Source organism: Acinetobacter pittii, assembly GCF_022449185.1.
In the GTDB taxonomy this organism is placed as follows: domain Bacteria; phylum Pseudomonadota; class Gammaproteobacteria; order Pseudomonadales; family Moraxellaceae; genus Acinetobacter; species Acinetobacter pittii_I.
This window is the reverse complement of the sequence record NZ_JAKUKO010000006.1, coordinates 222,705-242,421: the sequence shown is the minus strand read 5'-3', so window position 1 is coordinate 242,421 and position 19,717 is coordinate 222,705. Positions and strand designations below refer to the sequence as shown.

General features: G+C 38.7%; 20 protein-coding genes. 11 read left to right on the top strand and 9 right to left on the bottom strand.

Annotated features, from left to right (window positions below; all coding sequences use genetic code 11):
- Nucleotides 1–26: 26 nt before the first annotated feature.
- On the bottom strand, nt 27–233 hold the full coding sequence (locus MKX14_RS14585) for a PA3496 family putative envelope integrity protein (protein ID WP_002116495.1): 207 nt from the start codon (nt 231–233) through the stop codon (nt 27–29).
- A 358-nt stretch (nt 234–591) separates the two neighbouring features.
- Here MKX14_RS14585 and rpoD point away from each other — a divergent pair, with 358 nt between their 5' ends.
- The 6 genes from rpoD (at nt 592) to MKX14_RS14555 (ending at nt 7,175) form a co-directional block, all read left to right on the top strand.
- Entirely contained in the window at nt 592–2,478 is a 1,887-nt protein-coding gene (gene rpoD, locus MKX14_RS14580; RefSeq protein WP_002116414.1) for an RNA polymerase sigma factor RpoD, read from the top strand.
- Nucleotides 2,479–2,575: 97 nt separating this feature from the next.
- Nucleotides 2,576–2,863 carry a YbeD family protein gene (locus MKX14_RS14575; protein ID WP_002116017.1) on the top strand — a complete coding sequence of 96 codons (288 nt, stop codon included), beginning with the start codon at nt 2,576–2,578 and terminating at the stop codon, nt 2,861–2,863.
- Between the two features lie 203 nt (nt 2,864–3,066).
- Nucleotides 3,067–3,720, top strand: a complete 654-nt coding sequence (lipB, locus tag MKX14_RS14570) for a lipoyl(octanoyl) transferase LipB (RefSeq protein WP_240282792.1) — start codon at nt 3,067–3,069, stop codon at nt 3,718–3,720.
- An 81-nt stretch (nt 3,721–3,801) separates the two neighbouring features.
- A complete protein-coding gene (locus MKX14_RS14565) occupies nt 3,802–4,335 on the top strand; it encodes a hypothetical protein (protein ID WP_005072911.1) in 534 nt (177 codons plus the stop codon).
- A gap of 1 nt (nt 4,336) precedes the next feature.
- Complete coding sequence (locus MKX14_RS14560) at nt 4,337–5,521, top strand: iron-containing alcohol dehydrogenase (protein ID WP_046813144.1); 1,185 nt, start codon at nt 4,337–4,339, stop codon at nt 5,519–5,521.
- Between the two features lie 250 nt (nt 5,522–5,771).
- Nucleotides 5,772–7,175, top strand: a complete 1,404-nt coding sequence (locus MKX14_RS14555; RefSeq protein ID WP_046813145.1) for an APC family permease — start codon at nt 5,772–5,774, stop codon at nt 7,173–7,175.
- A gap of 49 nt (nt 7,176–7,224) precedes the next feature.
- Here the strand turns inward: MKX14_RS14555 and MKX14_RS14550 are convergent, their stop codons facing one another.
- Nucleotides 7,225–7,785, bottom strand: coding sequence for a flavodoxin family protein (locus MKX14_RS14550; protein WP_069141406.1), 561 nt, complete (start codon nt 7,783–7,785; stop codon nt 7,225–7,227).
- 117 nt (nt 7,786–7,902) lie between these two features.
- On the opposite strand from MKX14_RS14550, the gene MKX14_RS14545 reads away from it, so the two are divergent.
- Nucleotides 7,903–8,283, top strand: coding sequence for a winged helix-turn-helix transcriptional regulator (locus tag MKX14_RS14545; RefSeq protein ID WP_002116344.1), 381 nt, complete (start codon nt 7,903–7,905; stop codon nt 8,281–8,283).
- Between the two features lie 62 nt (nt 8,284–8,345).
- Here the strand turns inward: MKX14_RS14545 and MKX14_RS14540 are convergent, their stop codons facing one another.
- The 7 genes from MKX14_RS14540 to rplU all read right to left on the bottom strand — a co-directional run bounded on the left by MKX14_RS14540 (nt 8,346) and on the right by rplU (nt 14,134).
- Nucleotides 8,346–8,819: a tRNA (cytidine(34)-2'-O)-methyltransferase gene (locus MKX14_RS14540; protein WP_049838019.1), complete on the bottom strand. Its 474-nt coding sequence runs from the start codon at nt 8,817–8,819 to the stop codon at nt 8,346–8,348.
- Between the two features lie 43 nt (nt 8,820–8,862).
- On the bottom strand, nt 8,863–10,236 hold the full coding sequence (gene cysG / locus MKX14_RS14535) for a siroheme synthase CysG (protein WP_240282791.1): 1,374 nt from the start codon (nt 10,234–10,236) through the stop codon (nt 8,863–8,865).
- A gap of 67 nt (nt 10,237–10,303) precedes the next feature.
- The gene (gene serS, locus MKX14_RS14530) at nt 10,304–11,575 is read right to left on the bottom strand and encodes a serine--tRNA ligase (RefSeq protein ID WP_005072887.1); all 1,272 of its coding nucleotides are present in this window, start codon (nt 11,573–11,575) and stop codon (nt 10,304–10,306) included.
- Between the two features lie 118 nt (nt 11,576–11,693).
- Nucleotides 11,694–12,494, bottom strand: a complete 801-nt coding sequence (locus tag MKX14_RS14525; protein WP_240282790.1) for an RsiV family protein — start codon at nt 12,492–12,494, stop codon at nt 11,694–11,696.
- Between the two features lie 117 nt (nt 12,495–12,611).
- Complete coding sequence (gene lolA / locus MKX14_RS14520; protein ID WP_046813146.1) at nt 12,612–13,307, bottom strand: outer membrane lipoprotein chaperone LolA; 696 nt, start codon at nt 13,305–13,307, stop codon at nt 12,612–12,614.
- A gap of 239 nt (nt 13,308–13,546) precedes the next feature.
- Nucleotides 13,547–13,804 carry a 50S ribosomal protein L27 gene (gene rpmA, locus MKX14_RS14515; protein ID WP_002116037.1) on the bottom strand — a complete coding sequence of 86 codons (258 nt, stop codon included), beginning with the start codon at nt 13,802–13,804 and terminating at the stop codon, nt 13,547–13,549.
- An 18-nt stretch (nt 13,805–13,822) separates the two neighbouring features.
- A complete protein-coding gene (gene rplU, locus MKX14_RS14510) occupies nt 13,823–14,134 on the bottom strand; it encodes a 50S ribosomal protein L21 (protein ID WP_000271409.1) in 312 nt (103 codons plus the stop codon).
- Between the two features lie 441 nt (nt 14,135–14,575).
- On the opposite strand from rplU, the gene sdsA reads away from it, so the two are divergent.
- From sdsA to adeI, 4 genes are all read left to right on the top strand, one after another.
- Nucleotides 14,576–15,553: an All-trans-nonaprenyl-diphosphate synthase gene (gene sdsA, locus MKX14_RS14505; RefSeq protein WP_044101611.1), complete on the top strand. Its 978-nt coding sequence runs from the start codon at nt 14,576–14,578 to the stop codon at nt 15,551–15,553.
- Between the two features lie 14 nt (nt 15,554–15,567).
- Nucleotides 15,568–17,628: a site-specific recombinase gene (locus MKX14_RS14500; protein WP_240282789.1), complete on the top strand. Its 2,061-nt coding sequence runs from the start codon at nt 15,568–15,570 to the stop codon at nt 17,626–17,628.
- Nucleotides 17,629–17,809: 181 nt separating this feature from the next.
- Nucleotides 17,810–18,436 (top strand): phosphatase PAP2 family protein, encoded by a 627-nt coding sequence (locus tag MKX14_RS14495; RefSeq protein WP_046812535.1) that lies wholly within the window; start codon nt 17,810–17,812, stop codon nt 18,434–18,436.
- A gap of 24 nt (nt 18,437–18,460) precedes the next feature.
- Nucleotides 18,461–19,708 carry a multidrug efflux RND transporter periplasmic adaptor subunit AdeI gene (adeI, locus tag MKX14_RS14490; RefSeq protein WP_002116482.1) on the top strand — a complete coding sequence of 416 codons (1,248 nt, stop codon included), beginning with the start codon at nt 18,461–18,463 and terminating at the stop codon, nt 19,706–19,708.
- The last annotated feature ends 9 nt before the right edge of the window (nt 19,709–19,717 follow it).

Sequence of the window (19,717 nt, the reverse complement as noted above, 5' to 3'; positions counted from 1 at the left end):
GCTGACGATGCCCTATTCAGATTTGATTAGTCTTCATCATCAAGATCATCATCGTCTAAATCGTAATCAAAATCTTTTAACTCACGCTCTAAACGGCGTTGAGCCAATAGATCATCAATTAATCTACGTTTTTCTAATGATTCTTTCGCAGTGATTTTGCCTGATGACTCATCAAAACCGACATCATCATCATCACCGTAGTTATCATCTAATTCAAAATCTGTAGAAGACACTAAAACTACCTCTAATGAAAAAATGTGAATGGGTCTAGCCGCTATTTATCTTGGTTATTAAATCGTGTCAAGTTTTATTTATATTTTTTTCATTAAACTGCATATTTGTACTTTTTTTCGCCCAAAAAATTGTGTATTTATAAAGCTGAACTATTTTTTTGATCAAAAAAAAATTCTATGATTTTTTCGATGATTTAAGCTTGAAAAAAATGATTTTATCCCAATATTCAAAAAACAGACGTGAATTCAAAGATATTTTTTATTTAACGGTTACTGATCAAAGCCAAAACATTTCAAGCAAATTGTGCTATCATGCACGGTTTTTCACTGCCACAGATTCAACAAAGAGTAAGCAAAGATGAGCGATATGCATTCCCCTACTTCTCAAGTAGCGGCTCTGATTAGCCGAGGCAAAGAACAAGGTTACTTAACTTACGCTGAGGTTAACGATCATCTGCCGGACTCGATTACTGAAAGCGAACAGATTGAAGACATTATTCAAATGCTTCAAGACGTTGGTATTCCTGTACACGAGCGTGCACCTGAATCTGACGATACCATGTTCGGTGAGTCGGCTGACGCAACTGATGAGGTTGCTGAAGAAGAAGCTGCTGCCGTACTTGCATCGGTTGAAAATGAACCTGGACGTACGACAGACCCTGTACGTATGTACATGCGTGAAATGGGTACAGTTGAACTGTTAACCCGTGAAGGTGAAATCAGCATTGCCAAACGTATTGAAGAAGGTATCCGTGATGTCCTTAATTCAATTGCTTACTGGCCAAATGCTGTTGAAGTTGTATTAAAAGAATATAATGATTTTTTAACTGGCGAACGCCGTCTTGCCGATATTTTATCAGGCTACCTCGATCCTGAAACTGATGAAGATATTCCAGAAGTTTTAGAAGAAGTTGAAGAGCTTGAAGAAGAAGATGAATCATCTTCAAAATCAACGAAAGAAGTTAAGCTTGATGATGACGATGAAGAAGAAGAGTCTGAAGGTGATGATGACTCTGAAGGCGATTCAGGTCCAGACCCTGAGGTTGCAAAAGTTCGTTTTACTGAACTAGAAGCTGCTTGGGCTAAAACAAAAGCTGTTGTTGAAAAACATGGTCGTAACAGTCCAGAGGCTGAAGAAGCTTTAGAAGCTTTAGCTACTGTGTTCATGATGTTTAAATTTACACCACGTTTATTTGACATTATCTCTGAAATGATTCGTGGTACACATGAGCAAATTCGTGCCAATGAACGTGAAATCATGCGTTATGCAGTACGTCGTGGCCGTATGGACCGTACTCAATTCCGTACATCTTTCCCTAAACAAGAATCTAATCCAGCTTGGTTAGATGAACAAATTGCTAAAGCACCTGCTGAAATCAAGGCGCATTTAGAAAAAGTTCGTCCAGATGTTTTAGCATTCCAACAAAAGATTGCAGATATTGAGAAAGAGCTTAGTTTAAGCGTTGCTGAAATTAAAGATATCTCGAAACGTATGGCGATTGGCGAAGCGAAAGCACGTCGCGCTAAGAAAGAAATGGTGGAAGCCAACCTCCGTTTGGTAATTTCAATTGCGAAAAAATATACCAACCGTGGTTTACAGTTCCTTGACTTGATTCAAGAAGGGAACATTGGTTTGATGAAAGCCGTAGACAAGTTTGAATACCGTCGTGGTTATAAATTCTCGACTTATGCAACTTGGTGGATTCGTCAGGCGATTACTCGTTCGATTGCCGATCAGGCTCGTACGATTCGTATTCCAGTACACATGATTGAAACGATTAACAAGATCAACCGTGTATCTCGTCAATTGTTACAAGAAATGGGCCGTGAACCAACACCTGAAGAATTAGGTGAACGTTTAGAAATGGATGAAGTTAAGGTTCGTAAAGTACTTAAAATTGCTAAAGAACCGATTTCGATGGAAACACCTATTGGTGATGATGAAGATTCACATCTTGGGGATTTCATTGAAGATCAAAACATCACTTCTCCAATTGATGCTGCGACTTCAGAAGGCTTAAAAGAAGCAACTCGTGAAGTATTGGAAAACTTAACTGAACGTGAAGCAAAAGTATTGAAGATGCGTTTTGGTATTGATATGCCAACCGATCACACACTTGAAGAAGTAGGTAAACAATTTGACGTAACACGTGAACGTATCCGTCAGATTGAAGCGAAAGCATTGCGTAAATTACGTCACCCTTCTCGTTCTGAACATTTACGTTCTTTCTTGGAAAATGACTAAGTTTTGAAAGCTTGAAATTTCAAAACCAAGCCCCATTTAATAGAAAGAGCTATAAACGCCTGCGATAATGCAGGCGTTTCAAATCATGAGGTAACTTATGTTAGACCGCACTCCATCTCGCGAACTACAAGAACATCTTTGGGTATTTCCGATGGATTATCCAATTAAGCTTATTGGCGATGCGGGTGAAGAATTACGTGTTGCTGTAGTCGATATTTTGGTAAAACATTTTCCAGACTTCGACCACTCAACATTAAAAGTTCAAGAATCTCGCACCGGCAAGTATCATTCTTTAACAGCACAATTGCGCTTTGAAGAATTAGAACAAGTTCATGCACTCTATGCTGACTTGGCTGCTTGTCCGCAGATTAGAACTGCGCTTTAATTTTAAGTTCTTCAATCAATACCACAGTCAGGCATTCTTACTGTGGTATTTTTTTGGAAATTTTAAAAACCTCCCTACCACGAAAAACCTTACAAATATTTAGAATTCCTTTTATAAAATCCTTTAAAATTACAAGGTTTTCGGCTTTTATCTAGTAGATATTAACTGGGCGCCGCATAAACTAATTATAGGAAGAGATTGTGATGAGCCTTGATAAACCTAACTTAATCATTCGGCAATGGAACGATTTACAAGATTATCAAAGCAAATTTGAAACCATGAAACTCTTAACAAATGAGCGAAATCAAGATACGCCCGATGAGTTATGGTTACTTCAACATCATAATGTTTTAACTCAAGGTCAAGCTGGTAAACCTGAACACATCCTAATTTCATCAGATATTCCTGTAGTGCAAACTGACCGTGGTGGACAAGTGACTTGGCATGGACCTGGTCAACTTGTTGCTTACTTCATGTTTGATCTTAATCGTCTAAAATGGAACGTACGAACATTGGTCAGTTTTGCTGAACAATTCATGATAGATGTTTTAAAAAAATACGGAATTGAAGCGTATGCTAAGCCTGATGCTCCAGGAGTATATGTCGATGGCCGTAAGATTGGTTCCTTAGGCTTTAAAATTCGTCGTGGCCGTAGCTATCATGGATTAGCATTAAACTTGAACTGTGCTTTAGATGGGTTCCAAACTATTAATCCTTGCGGTTACGCAGGCTTAGAAATGGTGCGTATACAAGATTTGGTGACTCCTTATCCATCATTCACTCAACTTTGCCAAGACTTTATTGAGTATATTAAGAACACTGGGTACTTTAATGACCCAGAAGTCAAAACCGAATAAATCGCTTTGCGATGAAATAAAAATGGATTAGAGTAATTACTCTAAATTTGCTTTTGCATAATTTTAACAAGGGATACGCGAGTGATTTCGACAAAAGCTGTAAAGCCTACTCTGCAACTTGCCTACGTTAAGCTCATGATGGATGTTGTTGGTCGTGGCTTAGTCATGGCAAGTCAAGTGGACACTGAAATACAAGAGGAAGTATCTAAATTTCCTGTTCACTTTGTACTTTCAATGAATGTTTTCCCAAATGGACCAGCATTTTTTGCTCGAGTCACAGAAGACAAACAGTTAGAGCTACTCAAAAGAGCTGAAAGAAAGCCAGACTTAACTATTACATTCAAACATGTAACTCATGCCTTTTTAGTATTTTCTTTTCAAGAAAGTACTGCTCAAGCATTTGCTAATGACCGAATGATTGCTGATGGGGATGTATCTGCTGCCATTCGCTTAGTACGCTGTCTAAATAAAATGGAATCTCTTATTTTACCTAAATTGGTTGCGTCTCTTGCAGTCAAAGAATACCCAACCGAACTCACCCTAAAAGAAAAATTCAACGAAGCTGCAAATATTTACTTAAAAGTAGCTAAGTCCTATTTCAAGCGGAGCGCATAACATGGCTAAACCATATTACGAATTCTTTTGTCCTGTAAAAGTCATTGCCGGTAATGCTGCGTTAGAACATATTCCGTTTGAACTTGCAACTTTAGGCGCAAAACGCCCGCTCATCATTACAGATAAAGGTGTGCGCGCAAATGGCTTACTCAACCCGATTGAAGCTGCATTCAGCACGACTGATGCTGTCATTGGTCATGTGTTTGATGATGTTCCACCAGACTCAAGCTTAGAAGTCGTTCGTCTTGCCGCAGAAGCTTATCGCAAGAATAAATGCGATGCGATTATTGCTGTAGGTGGTGGTTCAGTTATCGATACTTCTAAAGCAACTAACATTTTAGTATCTGAAGGTGGAGATGACTTACTTCAATATTCTGGTGCACACAACTTACCAAAACCATTAAAACCATTTTTCGTCATTCCGACTACATCAGGTACGGGATCTGAAGTAACTATGGTTGCTGTGGTTTCAGATACGCAAAAGAATGTTAAATTGGCATTTGCTTCTTATTACTTAATGCCACATGCAGCGATTTTAGATCCACGCATGACACTTACATTGCCACCTCATTTAACTGCAATGACAGGTATGGATGCTTTAACACATTGTGTTGAAGCATATACATGTATGGCTGCCAACCCACTTAGCGATGCTTATGCAAGTGCTGGAATTAAAAAGATTAGTGAAAACCTATTTAATGTGCTAGAAAATCCAAACGATTCACAAGGTCGTTTAGAACTAGCACAAGCCTCTACAATGGCAGGTATTGCATTTTCTAACTCAATGGTAGGCCTTGTACATTCCTTAGGTCATGCTTTAGGTGCTGTTGCTCACCTGCCCCACGGTTTATGCATGAATTTATTCTTACCCTATGTACTTGAATATAATAAACAGGTAAATGGCCAGAAAATTGGTGAATTACTATTACCATTAGCTGGTGCTGATATCTATGCACAAACTCCAGCAGCTCAACGTGCAGACAGAGCGATTGCAACAATTTTGGCAATGCGTGATCGTTTATTTACCTTAACCAAGTTACCACGTACTTTACGTGAAACTGGAAAAGTAACTGAAGCACAGCTCGATGAAGTTGCAGAAAAAGCACTAAATGACGGCTCAATTATTTACAATCCTAAAGAAGCAAGCCTGAAAGATATCCGAGAGATCTTACAAAAGGCATGGTAATTCGATAAGTTAAATCAAAAATTTTCCATAAGATCCTGATTTTTATATAAAATCAGGATCTTTTTTATAGATATGAATCTATATTCATCATTTTATTTGTAAATATGGCAAAAAATTTGCTAAAAAATCGATGAAAGTACTGACAATTTGCATCAATTTAGGATAGATTGGCGCACTTTATCTTTTTCTGTAGGGGGGATCGTTCGTCTCAAACGATCCTTAACACCAAGCTGATCCTTGATCAACGATTATGAGGATAACGCCGTTGACAACTATCTCTGGGACTCCGTCTGTAGTTAAGCTACAAAAAACGCTAGGTCTTTGGCATATTATTATTATTGGTTTAGCCTATATTCAGCCAATGACATTATTTGACACATTCGGTCTAGTTTCCGAAGAAAGTCATTACCATGTTCCAACTTCGTATATTTTTGCATTAATTGCCATTTTGCTAACATCGATTAGTTATGGACATATGATTAAGCGCTATCCATCTTCAGGTTCAGCTTATACCTATGCACAAAAATCCATTCATCCAAATGTTGGATTCATGGTCGGTTGGTCATCTTGGTTAGATTATTTGCTTTCACCAATGGTCAATATTATTTTGGCTGGTATTTATCTTGATGCATTATTCCCTACAGTCAATCATTGGGTATGGGTAATTGTATTAACCGCTTTCATGACCGGTGTTAACTTACGCGGTGCACGCTTTGTTGCCAATTTTAATAGCCTCATTGTATTTGTACAGTTACTCGTGATCGGCATATTTACTTATCTGGTCTATAGCAAATTACAAATGGGCTATAATGCAGAAGGCCCTATTACAGCAGCAACCCGTTATCAGTTATGGAGTTTAGAGCCTTTCTGGAATGAGTTGACATCCGTAGGGGCATTAGTCACTGGTGCAACATTACTTTGCTTCTCGTTTACTGGATTCGACTCTTTAAGTTCTTTAGCAGAAGAAACCAAAGATACTGAAAAAACCTTACCTAAAGCGATTTTCTTAACAGCACTTATCGCTGGTGTAATCTTTGTCATCAGTACTTACTTCATGCAAATTTACTTCCCACATGATCCTAAAAACTACTTTGAAGATGTTGCAGCAACACAGCCAGACATTTTATTACTTGTAGGTGGTTCATTATTTCAGTCATACGTTCTTGCTTTTGCAATTATTACTGTCATGGCATCTGGTATTTCAGCTCATGCAGGTGTATCGCGCTTGATGTATGCAATGGGACGTGATGGTGTAATCAATAAAAAAATCTTTGGTCATGTTAGTCCAAAGAACTATACGCCTTCATACAATATTCTTATTGTGGGTGTTGTAGCACTATCAGCAGGCTTCATGAGCTTAGATATTGTCATTTCAATGATTAGCTTTGGTGCGTTAACTGCGTTCACATTTGTTAATTTATCAGTGATTTCACGCTATGCTTTACGTGATGGCCGCACAAAGAATTTCAAAGATATTTTTAACTTTGTAATTATTCCACTTCTTGGCTTCTTCAGTATTTTCGCTCTATGGCTTGAGATTGAAGAGACAGCCTTGAAATATGGATTATGGTGGGCAATGTTCGGTATTTTATACCTAGGTTATAAAACTAAAGGTTTTAAATATCAAGCACCTCAACATAATGAACATGAATAACCACCCCTCATAAAAAAAGGCGCTTAAAGCGCCTTTTTTTATGGTCAAATTAACCAAAAATTTTGTTCACAATATTTTGTACACGTTGAGCATAAAGCTTTGCTGTTTCAAGGTCTCCAGTAGGGACTTCCTCTACACTTGCATCAGAAGGAGATTGAACTAAAAGTCCAACTGAACCACCTAAGTTATTTACATCTTCACGTGTTGCATCTTTTGTATTCGCTGGTAATAAACCAAGGCTTACCCAAATTCCACCATGTTGCGATGCTAGAGTCTGTAATTGAATAAGGGTAACCTGCTTATCCCCATTTAAGCTCGCGCTGTTTGTAAAGCCTGCAAATACTTTATCTTGCCAACCACGTGTAAACCAAACTTTTGAAGTTGCATCAGCAAACTTTTTAAATTGCCATGGTGCTGTACCCATATAAGTCGGAGCACCAAAAACAATCCCCTTCGCATCATTTAATGTCTGCCAATCTTGATCAGTAATATTACCTTCTTGATCAATTTGGATGAGCTGAGCATTAATTTCATTTGCAAACGTTTCAGCCACGACTTTAGTGTGGCCATAACCAGAGAAATATACAACCGCGATATTAGAGTTAGACATGGGAGCAAACCTTTGTTTTATTAAATTCCACTTTATGATATATTTTAGAAACTAGGTGTCAATTAGTTACTAACTGGTAACTATGGTAATTTTTTAAGAAATTAGCAGGTAAATAGTATGAATGAATGTCTAAAATATAATGTTTTTCAACAACATTGCCCTGCTCGTTTATTTTTTGAAAAAATTGCAGATAAGTGGGTTTTATTAATTTTAAATGTGCTTGAAGAGGAAACTCAGCATTTCAACTTGCTAAAAAAGAATATTCAAGGTATTTCACCTAAAGTCTTATCACAGAAGTTAAAAATGCTGGAAAGAGACGGTTTTATTGAGCGTAAAATTCAGAATACGTCTCCTATTCGTGTTGATTACTCACTCACTTCTCTGGGGCAAAATGTCGCTTCAATGGCGTTCCAATTAAAAGAATGGGCCGAAACCAATATTGAACAGGTTTTAGCAGCCCAAATGACTTATGATGAAAAAGTGCTAGAACAGGCTTAATTAGATTTATATAAAAAATAAGGCCACAACTGTGGCCTTATTCTTATTTAAAAACTATTAACTCATCCTAAGTTTTTAAAACCCTGCTGACGCCATGCTTCATAAACAATCACAGCCGTTGCATTAGATAAATTTAAACTTCTTGAGTTTTCAGCCATTGGCAAACGAATCCACTGTTGTTGTGGAAACATCAAGCGAACATGTTCAGGCAAGCCGCGTGTTTCCGGCCCCATCAGTAAAGCCACAGGTCGATTCAAATCAACTGTATGCGGAGTTGCAGAACCTTTAGTGGTGAGTGGAAAAACATGCTCGACACCTTTAGCTTTCAAGTCGGCAAGGCAAAGTTCTATGTTGTCCCAAATTTGCATACGTGCCCATTCATGATAATCAAGGCCTGCTCGTTTGAGCTTTTTATCATCCAATTCAAAACCTAAAGGCTTGACTAAATGTAACTGTGCACCAGTATTAGCACATAAACGAATGATATTGCCTGTATTGGCAGGAATTTCAGGCTCGTATAGGACAACATGAATCACAAATTTTCTCGACTTTAATAACCAGCAATAAACTCAAATGAACTTATTGCCATTTTAACTGTTCACGTAAATTCACCACTTCACCAATAATGGTTAAAGTCGGTGCTACGATATGATGTTCAGACACTTTTGTTGCGATATCAGCTAATGTTCCAACTACAACTTTCTGGTCTGGTGTGGTTCCTTTAGAGATTAAAGCTACCGGCATATCAGCACGTTGGCCATGAGCAATGAGTTGCTCACAAATACGCTCCAAACCAACTAGCCCCATGTATAAAACCAAAGTTTGATTTTCATAAACCAGTTCATTCCAAGGAAGTTCAGGTGAACCTTCCTTTAAATGCCCAGTCAAGAAACGAACACTTTGTGCATAGTCACGATGTGTTAATGGAATGCCAGCATAAGCTGAACAGCCTGATGCTGCTGTTATACCCGGTACAACTTGGAAAGTGACATTTGCCTCAACGAGCTCTTGAATCTCTTCACCACCACGCCCAAAGATAAATGGATCACCACCCTTTAAACGACAAACGCGCTTTCCTTTTTGAGCATATTCAACCAATAAGGCATTGATACTATCTTGGGGAACAGAGTGATTTGAACGGGCTTTACCGACATAAATTTTAGTCGCATCACGGCGACAAAGCTCTAAAATGGGTGCAGAAACAAGACGATCATAAATCACAACGTCGGCTTGTTGCATAAGACGTAATGCTTTTAGTGTCAGTAACTCTGGATCACCCGGTCCAGCGCCTACCAAATAAACTTCACCTTTAGGTGCAGTCCATTCTGTTAAGGCTTGCTGAATCAAACCATTTGCAACTTCTAAATTGTCATTGAAAACTTGTTCTTTCAATGGGCTAGCATAGAGGTTTTCCCAAAAAATCCGACGCTCATCTGGATTGGGAATTTTTTCTTTTACCTGCTTACGCCACTGACCAGAAAACTCAGCCAACTTACCCATGCCATGCGGAACAATTGTTTCTATTTGAGTACGAAGTTGTCTCGATAAAACTGGTGATGCACCATTTGAAGCGACAGAAATAATTAACGGAGAACGGTCAATAATAGCTGGAACCATAAAGCGACAATGTGGAATATCATCAACACTATTGACCAATAAATTACGCGCTTCACATTGTTCAAAAACAGCTTTATTCACTTGCGCATCATTAGTTGCAGCAATCACTAATCGATATGGTGTATTTAATATTTTTTCAGCAAAGGACTCGGCAAAATACTCTCCGCCTGTCGTTTTGACTAACTGTAAAAGCTGCTCTTCAATTGCAGGAGCAATAATATCGATTACTGCTCCCGCTTTGGCTAAAAGGTTTGCTTTGCGCAATGCAATATGCCCACCACCTACAATCAGACAATGTTGCTGTTGCAACTTTAAAGAGATTGGAAAAATATCCACCTTAAACCTCTACATTAATCATCTGATTTGGGTTAAGCAAAAACCGTGCACAATTTAGATGCAAAGCTTAGTCAATAAACGTTGCACCACCCATATATGGGCGTAATACCTCTGGAATCTCGATAGAACCGTCTTCACGTTGGTAATTTTCCATTACAGCAAGCAAAGTACGTCCCACTGCCAGACCTGAACCATTTAGTGTATGCACCAATTCGGTCTTCTTTTGATCCATTCTGTAGCGTGCTTTCATGCGGCGTGCCTGAAAATCACCCATATTAGAGCAGCTAGAGATTTCACGATAAGTATTTTGGCTTGGAACCCAAACTTCTAAGTCGTAAGTCTTAGTTGCACCAAAGCCCATGTCACCACCACAAAGCAAAATTTTGCGGTATGGCAGACCTAGTGCCTGCAAAATGCCCTCAGCATGTGCAGTAAGCTCTTCAAGTGCTTGCATAGATGTTTCAGGTTTAACGATTTGCACCATCTCAACTTTGTCAAATTGATGCTGACGAATTAAACCACGGGTATCACGTCCATAAGAACCAGCTTCACTACGGAAACACGGTGTATGCGCTGCATATTTTAAAGGCAAACGTTCGGTATCAATAATCTCATCACGAACGAAGTTAGTAACAGGAACTTCTGCTGTAGGGATGAGGTAATATTCTTTTTCGCCTTGAAGTTTGAATAAATCTTCTTCAAATTTTGGCAACTGACCAGTACCACGAAGTGAATCCGCATTGACCAAATAAGGCACGTAAGCTTCTGTATAGCCATTCTTTAAAGTATGGGTATCAAGCATGAACTGCGTTAATGCACGTTGTAGGCGCGCTAAAGAACCTTTCAATACGCTAAAACGTGAACCAGTCAACTTAGTAGCAGTTTCAAACTCTAAACCGCCCATCCACTCACCTAAATCAGTATGATCTTTGATTTCAAAATCAAACTGACGAGGCGTACCCCATTTTGAGATTTCAACGTTATCATCTTCATCTTTACCAGCAGGAACAGACTCATCTGGTAAGTTAGGAATACTCAACGCTTTTTGTTCAATCTCGTTTTGTAACTCTGACAAAGCAACTTCAGCAGCTTTGATTTCGTCACCAATGGCTTGCATACGCGCCATGATTTCAGAAGCATCACCACCGGATTTTTTAATCTGACCCACTTGTTTTGCACCGGCATTACGTTCTGCCTGCAATTTTTCAGTTTTTGATTGCAAATCTTTACGGCGAGTTTCTAAAGAAGCCCATTCTTGAACATCTAATTGAACACCGCGTTTTGCCAAAGCCGCATTAACGGCTTCAATATTATTTCTGAGTAACTTAGGGTCGATCATAATCAATCATAATATGGGTAAAAAACTGGCTATAGTGTAAGGCCTTAACACTAAAAAATATAGTGATCATCTTCATAACGAATAGCTTTCACACAATTCTTAGAACAGATCACTTATTTTAAAAGTTATAGTTTGGCACACTTGGCAAATACTCAGGTTTAATGAACTTACCCGCTTCAAAATATGGCAGTGTTAATTCAGACATTCCCTCTGCATATGAAGCTAGCTCATAAATTGGATAGACAAATACAATGCCATTAGCACCATAGTAGAAATTATCGCTTAGCTGAAGTTTTTCACGGCTAATATTATGTGCTTGAAGCCAATTTGTATTTGCTTCAAAAAGAGCATCAACCAACTGTTTTTCAACATCTGGCTTAATAAGCTCTTCAACAGTAATATGCTTTTTATTTAACAAATCAAAATTTACAAATTCTTGATGAGACATGCCGTGTGCTGCACCAGCTGAGTACGAATAAGTCTGTAATGCAAAGGTGGCAAGATTATAGTTTTGCCCTAAATAGCGAACATAAATTGCACTTTGACTTGAACTTGGTTCACCTTCAGGTACTTCAACTGGTTGATCAGCTAAATTTGCAAAAGCGTTCGGATCTGCTTTCTTTATACGATTAGTGAAGTAATCATTAATCCACTTATGGTTGGTTTGTACCGTTTGAAAGTCATACTCAGTACAACCATCTTCTAAGCAAACTTTTGATTTTGACAATTTTACTGGGATTACTTTTGCTTGAATTACAGGAACGCCCTCCTCTTTCGTTTCTTTAACTTTTGCAGTCGAAGCAGCCTGCTCTTCTTTGGCTGCCGACTTTGGTTGACAACCAGTCACAATTGCCATTGCAGCCATTAATGGAAGAATACAAATAATTTTCTTGTCGTAAAGTCGCATAATAATCCCCATGAATTTACCTCTAACACTATACAAAGCGTAAGAATAAGACGGGGTTAAAAAATGTATCTACCTCTCTTATATAAAAAAAAGCTACCTTTTACGGTAGCTTTTTTGAAGAGGCTTTAATTATTGGTCAATAACATCTGTACCTTTTGGCGGTGTAAAGTTAAAGACTGATGCAGGAATTGAAGCATTTACTTTAACGTTCTTAAAGCGTACATAGGTGGTTTGACCTAATGAGTCTTGTAATATCATAAGTGTAGGCGCTTTATTTGCTCCAAAGCTAATCGTTAAGCTTTGGAATGCCCCATCTTCTTTTTTAGGGAATAATGTGAAATAAAGTTTAGATTTATCGGGTTGTGTTACACGATAAGACTTCATGATTTGGTTGGTATTACCAGAGAGTAACAATGCTGGCGTATCTGCAACCTGATCATCTAAGCTTTGGCGGACCGCTTGTTGTAAATCTGGATCATAGATCCAAACTGTTTTTCCACTCGTTACAATAGTTTGTTTCGCAGGACTTACTGTTTCCCAATAAAATTTCCCCGGACGCTCAACTTTCATTGAGCCTTTAAATGTCTGGTTCATATGCTGTGCACTTAAACTCTTTTTCTGTACCACAGTTTTTGTATTGGCTTTAGTTGTTTGTTCAAAGTCGGCAGTCAAACGCTGTAAACCTGATAACTGATTAACCAGGTTCCCAATTGCCTGTTGCTCCGGTGCTGCTACAGGCGCAGCAAACACTGTAGTACTCATTACAGGAGCAAGCACTGACGCGCTAAGTGTAATAGCACACATAGTTTTACGAAGCATATTCATGTCATCACCTTTTTAGTTGCTGTAAGACAACTTACTCTCTTTCAAAGTTATAAAGCTGAGTAAGCTCTTAATTCAAGACTCATATTAACCGACAAACTCTGTGCTAATCATTGAGAAAATAAGATATTTTGTTATGTTATTCATGTTGTTTGTAGAATTTCATTCATCATGATGAAGATGAATAAAAATAAATCCCATAAAAAAAGCCCACAAAATGTGGGCTTTTTTCAAGCTAAAACTTATACAGTTTCAACTTTTACGTAGCGACGGCCAAATTGACCTTTCACTTCGAATTTTACTACGCCGTCAGCAGTAGCAAATAAAGTATGGTCACGGCCCATACCAACATTTGCACCAGCGTGGAACTCTGTACCACGTTGACGAACGATGATGTTACCAGCAGTTACAGCTTGACCGCCGTAAACTTTAACACCTAACATTTTTGGGTTTGAATCACGACCGTTCTTCGTCGATCCACCGGCTTTTTTAGTTGCCATGTCTCTTACTCCTCGTGATTAGCCTGAAATACCAGTAATTTTCAACTCAGTGAACCATTGACGGTGACCTTGTTGTTTACGGTAGTGTTTACGACGACGCATTTTGATAATGCGGATTTTGTCGTGACGACCATGACCAATCACTTCTGCAGTTACTTTAGCGCCAGCTACAACTGGAGCACCGATTTGAATGTTGTCACCGTTTACAACCATTAATACATCATCAAATGTAATAGTCGCACCAGATTCAGCTTTCAATAATTCAACTTTAAGGGTTTCGCCCTCAACTACACGGTGCTGTTTACCACCGCTTTGGATTACTGCGTACATAATGTACTCCAATCAGCCCGTGTCGTCGTGTCGATAAAGGGATATATCGATCTTAAAACGAACGCCACTGGGGTTATACAAGGCGACAGATTTTAAGTGAAATTTGATCAAACGACAAGTATTTTCTATATATGAGTAAAGCATGATCTCCTATTCTTACAAAATCAAACAGCTTGGACTGGAATTTAGCAGTTTTCATTGATTCTGAATGAAAATTAAAATACAGTTCCAAACACAAATTGCGTCAAGAACAAGTTGTATTAATGCTGATGTCATTAAATTTATTGTTTTGTCGGAAACATCGTATTTTGCTTAAATAAAGAACAAAAAACGCTTAAAAACAATAGAAATGATTAATATCAGCCACTTGTTAAGCTATGCAACACATCTTTAATTGATACACTAACGCCACTTATCTACCAATACGGGGTTTTTCTTCATATGGTCATCGATTTCAAGCAAGACATTCTTGCGCCTGTTGCTTCAGACTTCGCTGCGATGGATCACTTGATTAATGAAGGAATTAGCTCAAAAGTCGGTTTAGTCATGTCTGTCAGCAAACATGTCGTTGAAGCTGGCGGAAAGCGTATGCGCCCAATCATGTGCTTACTTGCAGCCCGTGCTTGTGGTTTAGATAACATGGCAAATGCACAACGTTTAGCTGCAATCATTGAAATGTTGCATACTGCGACACTGGTCCATGATGATGTGGTAGATGAATCTGGGCTTCGTCGTGGTCGTCCTACAGCAAATGCAACATGGAACAATCAAACAGCCGTTTTAGTTGGCGACTTCTTGATTGCGCGTGCTTTCGATTTACTGGTCGATTTAAACAACATGACTTTATTGAAAGACTTTTCAACAGGTACATGTGAAATTGCTGAAGGTGAAGTATTACAACTTCAATCGCAGCATCAACCAGATACAACTGAAGAAACTTATTTAAAAATTATTCATGGTAAAACGTCTCGCCTGTTTGAGCTGGCTACAGAAGGTGCTGCTATTTTGGCAGGGCAAGAAGCGTACCGTGAGCCATTAAGATTATTTGCAGGTCATTTTGGTAATGCATTCCAAATTATTGATGATATTTTAGACTACACCTCTGATGCTGAAACATTAGGTAAAAATATTGGTGATGATTTAATGGAAGGTAAACCAACTTTACCGTTAATTTCTGCATTAGCAAACTCAACAGGTGAAGAGCATGCGATTATTCGTCGCAGTATCGCGACTGGTGGAGTAGACCAACTATCTCAGGTCATCGAAATTGTACAGAAGTCTGGTGCTTTAGATTATTGCAACCAACGTGCCCAAGAAGAAACAGAAGCAGCACTGCAAGCTTTATCAAACCTACCCGATACACCGTATCGTCAGGCTTTGATTAACTTAACTCAGCTTGCGTTACATCGAATACAATAGATATTATTTTGCCTATGCATATAAATTTTTCAGATCATTTTTTAAAAATAGAGAAGCAGCTTGAGGATCCTCAAGCTGTCATTGATGAAAATCTACTTATTGAACTCGTCAATGCCGTCCGCCCATCCAACCCACAAGATACGGATGAAATTAAGAAAAAAATACAGGCTTTAATTGAAAGTCTTTTGCGCACACCTACAGCGCCCTTCTTACTACAAACTTTTTTATTACGTTTAATTAATCGCTATAAGCAAGTTAGTTTATATGCCGATAGCGGAATTTTGTCTTTAGATGGTTTCTGGAATCAGCTTGGACAAAGACTCGGAGCACATTTTTTACCGCTAATAGAAGACTCAAGCCAACTCAAAATATTAATTGGTAAAATTTTCTATTTAGAAAGTGACAAAATTTGGCTCAATAATATTGATGATGAAGATTGGTCAAATTTATTTAGTCTTATTGGACAAAGCCATAGTAATGTCGATGAAAAGCTAGTCATTCAAAGTGAAATGATTAAAGCCATTACAGTCTTATCTTATCGAATTAGTGGAATTGGTCTTTATCCCGAATTTATTAACGCTCAGCCAGAATTAACAGAATATGAGTCGCCATTTTTAGTTCAGAACCGTGAAATTATTGAGTTCATAGAAAAATATAAGAAACAAGAACATTCTGATCATGAGATTGCAGTTATTGCTCCTCCTGATGCATCACAAGCATTTGTTATGTTGGAACAATGTCGGGATGTCGTTTTAAAGATTCGTCGTGCGACCAAAAGAATTGGTGTTAGTTTAAGTTTGACTTATTTATTGTCATTACTTGAGCAATGTCTTGATCGAATTGAGTTATTACTTTATCTAGTTGTAGATAATACTCATGGAAAGTATGTTTCTTTAGGACATCTTATTTCTGATTTAACTAAGGCGCACTACAGCGAAAAAAGTGTCCGTTCTTTACTCAGCACGACCAGTGAACTCATTGCCTTTCAAGTAACAGAGAATGCCAGCCGAACAGGCGAACATTATGTAAGTACAGACACAAAAGGTTTTTGGGGGATGTATAAAGCTGCCGCTGGAGCAGGTGTCATTATTGCCTTTATGGCATCTTTAAAAATTCTTGCTGCAAGAATGACAATGGCTCCGCTTATGCAAGCCTTTACTTTCAGTATGAACTACTCTTTAGGTTTCATTCTGATTCATGTTCTGCATTTTACAGTTGCAACTAAGCAGCCCGCTATGACGGCTGCCGCACTTGCGGCAACAGTACAGCAACGTAAAGGCTCTAAAACGGCTCAAATTGCGGAGTTAGCGGCGCTTATTATTAATATCATCCGAACGCAATTTATTGCTATTTTGGGTAATATTTCAATTGCGATTCCCACTGCTGCGCTGATTACTTTTGCTTGGCAGTTTTATCTTGATGAACCGTTATTAACCCATACCAAAGCAACTTATCTTCTACACAGCCTAAACCCCTTCACGTCATTAGCTGTACCACATGCAGCAATTGCTGGAGTATGTCTGTTTTTGTCAGGTCTCATTGCAGGGTACTTCGACAACATGGCTGTTTATCGAAAAGTCGGGCCGCGTCTAAAAGCACACCGACGTTTACGGAATTTATTTGGACAAGAGCGTCTGAACCGTTTTGCAGAATATGTTGAACGTAATTTAGGAGCTCTCGCAGGTAATTTCCTGTTTGGTGTAATGCTAGGAAGTATGGGAACTATTGGCTTTATTTTGGGCCTACCTCTAGATATTCGCCATATTGCCTTTGCATCAGCTAACTTTATACAAGGTTTAATGACTATTAATGGTAGTCCAGATATTGGTCTGATTATCGTGTCTTTTCTTGGTGTGTTATGTATTGGTCTAACTAACTTATTTGTGAGCTTCACCTTAACGATTATTGTGGCATTACGAGCTCGCCGCGTTCGATTTGAACAATGGAAACCTTTAGCCAAGTTGGTTATGACCCATTTTTTAACTCGCCCGAGTGATTTTTTCTGGCCGCCAAAACAACCATTAGAACTTGAAGAAAATACGCCAATAAATAACGGAAAAAAGGCGGAACACTAACTTTTACTTTGTACACAGAATATGAATTTCGTCAATTTTGTTGTGATTGTTTTTCCAAATGTTAAAAAAAATTCAAAATGAATTTACGATGATCCATCAGGCTTGAAAAAAAGTGTACTGGCGAGTACACTTTTAACGGCTTTCAGTAGTGGACACTGCTTGAACAAGCAAAGGTATACAAATGCCCTATATATTGCTTTTTATTGGTTGTATTTTTTTAGGATTAGGTGTGCTTGGTCTTTTTGTACCAAGACTTCAATCTTTGGATCTTCTCACCGTTCAAATATTGAGTGAAAACCGTTCGGATTATCTTAACTTTATTACGACCTTTCTAGCACGTGTAGGTGGTATGCCTTTTGTATGTTTTTTATCCTTATTGGTGTGTATATATCAAGCATGGTATAAAAAATATATTACTGTTATTTTCATTAGCGTGGGTGTTCTTGGCAGTATCATCACGGGTTGGCTGCTCAAGTGGTGTGTTGACCGTCCAAGACCTCCACAGGTATATCATATTGTCGAAAGTTATGGTGCATCGTTCCCAAGTGCACATAGTGTTTATGCATCAACACTAGCTTGTATGGCAATGATAATGTTATGCCATAAGCCCAACACTAACTCTCCTTATATCATTTTGATTTCCTGTCTTTGGTTTATCTGCATGGGGCTTTCAAGAATATATGCTGGAGTTCATTTTCCAACAGATGTACTCGCCGGTTGGGGCATAGGTTTTATTTGGATTGCACTGCTTTGGCTCTGGTTATTACAAACACAAAGTAGGTTAAGTAGAAAACAAATATATTTTTAGATTTTATCTAAACGAGGTGGAACAATGATGTCGGCTAAGCTTTGGGCTCCTGCCCTTACTGCTTGCGCATTAGCAACAAGTATCGCACTTGTTGGTTGTAGCAAAGGCTCCGATGAGAAACAGCAAGCTGCTGCTGCTCAGAAAATGCCGCCTGCAGAAGTAGGTGTTATTGTTGCTCAACCACAAAGTGTTGAACAAAGCGTTGAACTCTCCGGCCGTACTTCAGCATATCAAATTTCTGAAGTTCGCCCTCAAACAAGTGGTGTGATTTTAAAACGCTTGTTTGCTGAAGGAAGTTACGTTCGTGAAGGACAGGCTCTATATGAACTGGATTCTCGAACTAACCGTGCAACGCTTGAAAATGCAAAGGCTACCCTTTTACAACAACAGGCAAATCTAGCTTCACTACGTACTAAGTTAAACCGTTATAAGCAACTTGTTTCAAGTAATGCTGTATCTAAACAAGAATATGACGACTTACTTGGTCAGGTAAATGTTGCCGAAGCACAAGTTTCTGCTGCAAAAGCGCAAGTAACGAATGCAAATGTTGATCTTGGCTACTCTACAATTCGCTCACCAATTTCTGGTCAGTCTGGACGTTCTTCTGTAACAGCTGGTGCTTTAGTGACTGCCAACCAAACTGATCCTTTAGTGACGATTCAACAGTTAGATCCAATCTATGTTGACATTAACCAGTCTAGTGCCGAGTTATTACGTTTACGTCAACAACTCAGCAAAGGTAGTTTGAACAATAGTAACAACACGAAAGTGAAATTGAAGCTCGAAGATGGTTCAACTTACCCAATCGAAGGACAACTTGCTTTCTCTGATGCTTCTGTAAATCAGGATACAGGAACGATTACTTTACGTGCCGTATTCTCGAACCCGAATCATCTGTTACTTCCAGGCATGTATACCACTGCACAGATTGTTCAAGGTGTAGTTCCTAATGCTTACCTGATTCCTCAAGCTGCAATTACACGTTTACCTACAGGTCAAGCGGTAGCAATGCTTGTTAATGCTAAAGGTGCTGTTGAGAGTCGTCCTGTTGAAACCTCTGGTGTTCAAGGACAAAACTGGATTGTGACTAACGGTCTTAAAGCTGGTGATAAAGTGATTGTTGACGGTGTTGCCAAAGTTAAAGAAGGGCAAGAAGTTTCAGCAAAACCTTACCAAGCTCAACCAGCGAATCCACAAGGTGCAGCTCCAAATGCGACAAAACCGGCTCAATCAGGTAAACCTCAAGCAGAACAGAAAGCATCTAATGCATAAGGGGTAGAT

What these genes read in the sequence shown, in the direction of transcription:
- rpoD (WP_002116414.1), top strand. Translation starts at nt 592, where the DNA reads ATGAGCGATATGCATTCCCCTACTTCTCAAGTAGCGGCTCTGATTAGC.
- MKX14_RS14575 (WP_002116017.1), top strand. Translation starts at nt 2,576, where the DNA reads ATGTTAGACCGCACTCCATCTCGCGAACTACAAGAACATCTTTGGGTA.
- lipB (WP_240282792.1), top strand. Translation starts at nt 3,067, where the DNA reads ATGAGCCTTGATAAACCTAACTTAATCATTCGGCAATGGAACGATTTA.
- MKX14_RS14560 (WP_046813144.1), top strand. Translation starts at nt 4,337, where the DNA reads ATGGCTAAACCATATTACGAATTCTTTTGTCCTGTAAAAGTCATTGCC.
- MKX14_RS14555 (WP_046813145.1), top strand. Translation starts at nt 5,772, where the DNA reads ATGAGGATAACGCCGTTGACAACTATCTCTGGGACTCCGTCTGTAGTT.
- MKX14_RS14550 (WP_069141406.1), bottom strand. Translation starts at nt 7,785, where the DNA reads ATGTCTAACTCTAATATCGCGGTTGTATATTTCTCTGGTTATGGCCAC.
- MKX14_RS14545 (WP_002116344.1), top strand. Translation starts at nt 7,903, where the DNA reads ATGAATGAATGTCTAAAATATAATGTTTTTCAACAACATTGCCCTGCT.
- serS (WP_005072887.1), bottom strand. Translation starts at nt 11,575, where the DNA reads ATGATCGACCCTAAGTTACTCAGAAATAATATTGAAGCCGTTAATGCG.
- MKX14_RS14525 (WP_240282790.1), bottom strand. Translation starts at nt 12,494, where the DNA reads ATGGGGATTATTATGCGACTTTACGACAAGAAAATTATTTGTATTCTT.
- lolA (WP_046813146.1), bottom strand. Translation starts at nt 13,307, where the DNA reads ATGAATATGCTTCGTAAAACTATGTGTGCTATTACACTTAGCGCGTCA.
- rpmA (WP_002116037.1), bottom strand. Translation starts at nt 13,804, where the DNA reads ATGGCAACTAAAAAAGCCGGTGGATCGACGAAGAACGGTCGTGATTCA.
- rplU (WP_000271409.1), bottom strand. Translation starts at nt 14,134, where the DNA reads ATGTACGCAGTAATCCAAAGCGGTGGTAAACAGCACCGTGTAGTTGAG.
- sdsA (WP_044101611.1), top strand. Translation starts at nt 14,576, where the DNA reads ATGGTCATCGATTTCAAGCAAGACATTCTTGCGCCTGTTGCTTCAGAC.
- MKX14_RS14500 (WP_240282789.1), top strand. Translation starts at nt 15,568, where the DNA reads ATGCATATAAATTTTTCAGATCATTTTTTAAAAATAGAGAAGCAGCTT.
- MKX14_RS14495 (WP_046812535.1), top strand. Translation starts at nt 17,810, where the DNA reads ATGCCCTATATATTGCTTTTTATTGGTTGTATTTTTTTAGGATTAGGT.
- adeI (WP_002116482.1), top strand. Translation starts at nt 18,461, where the DNA reads ATGATGTCGGCTAAGCTTTGGGCTCCTGCCCTTACTGCTTGCGCATTA.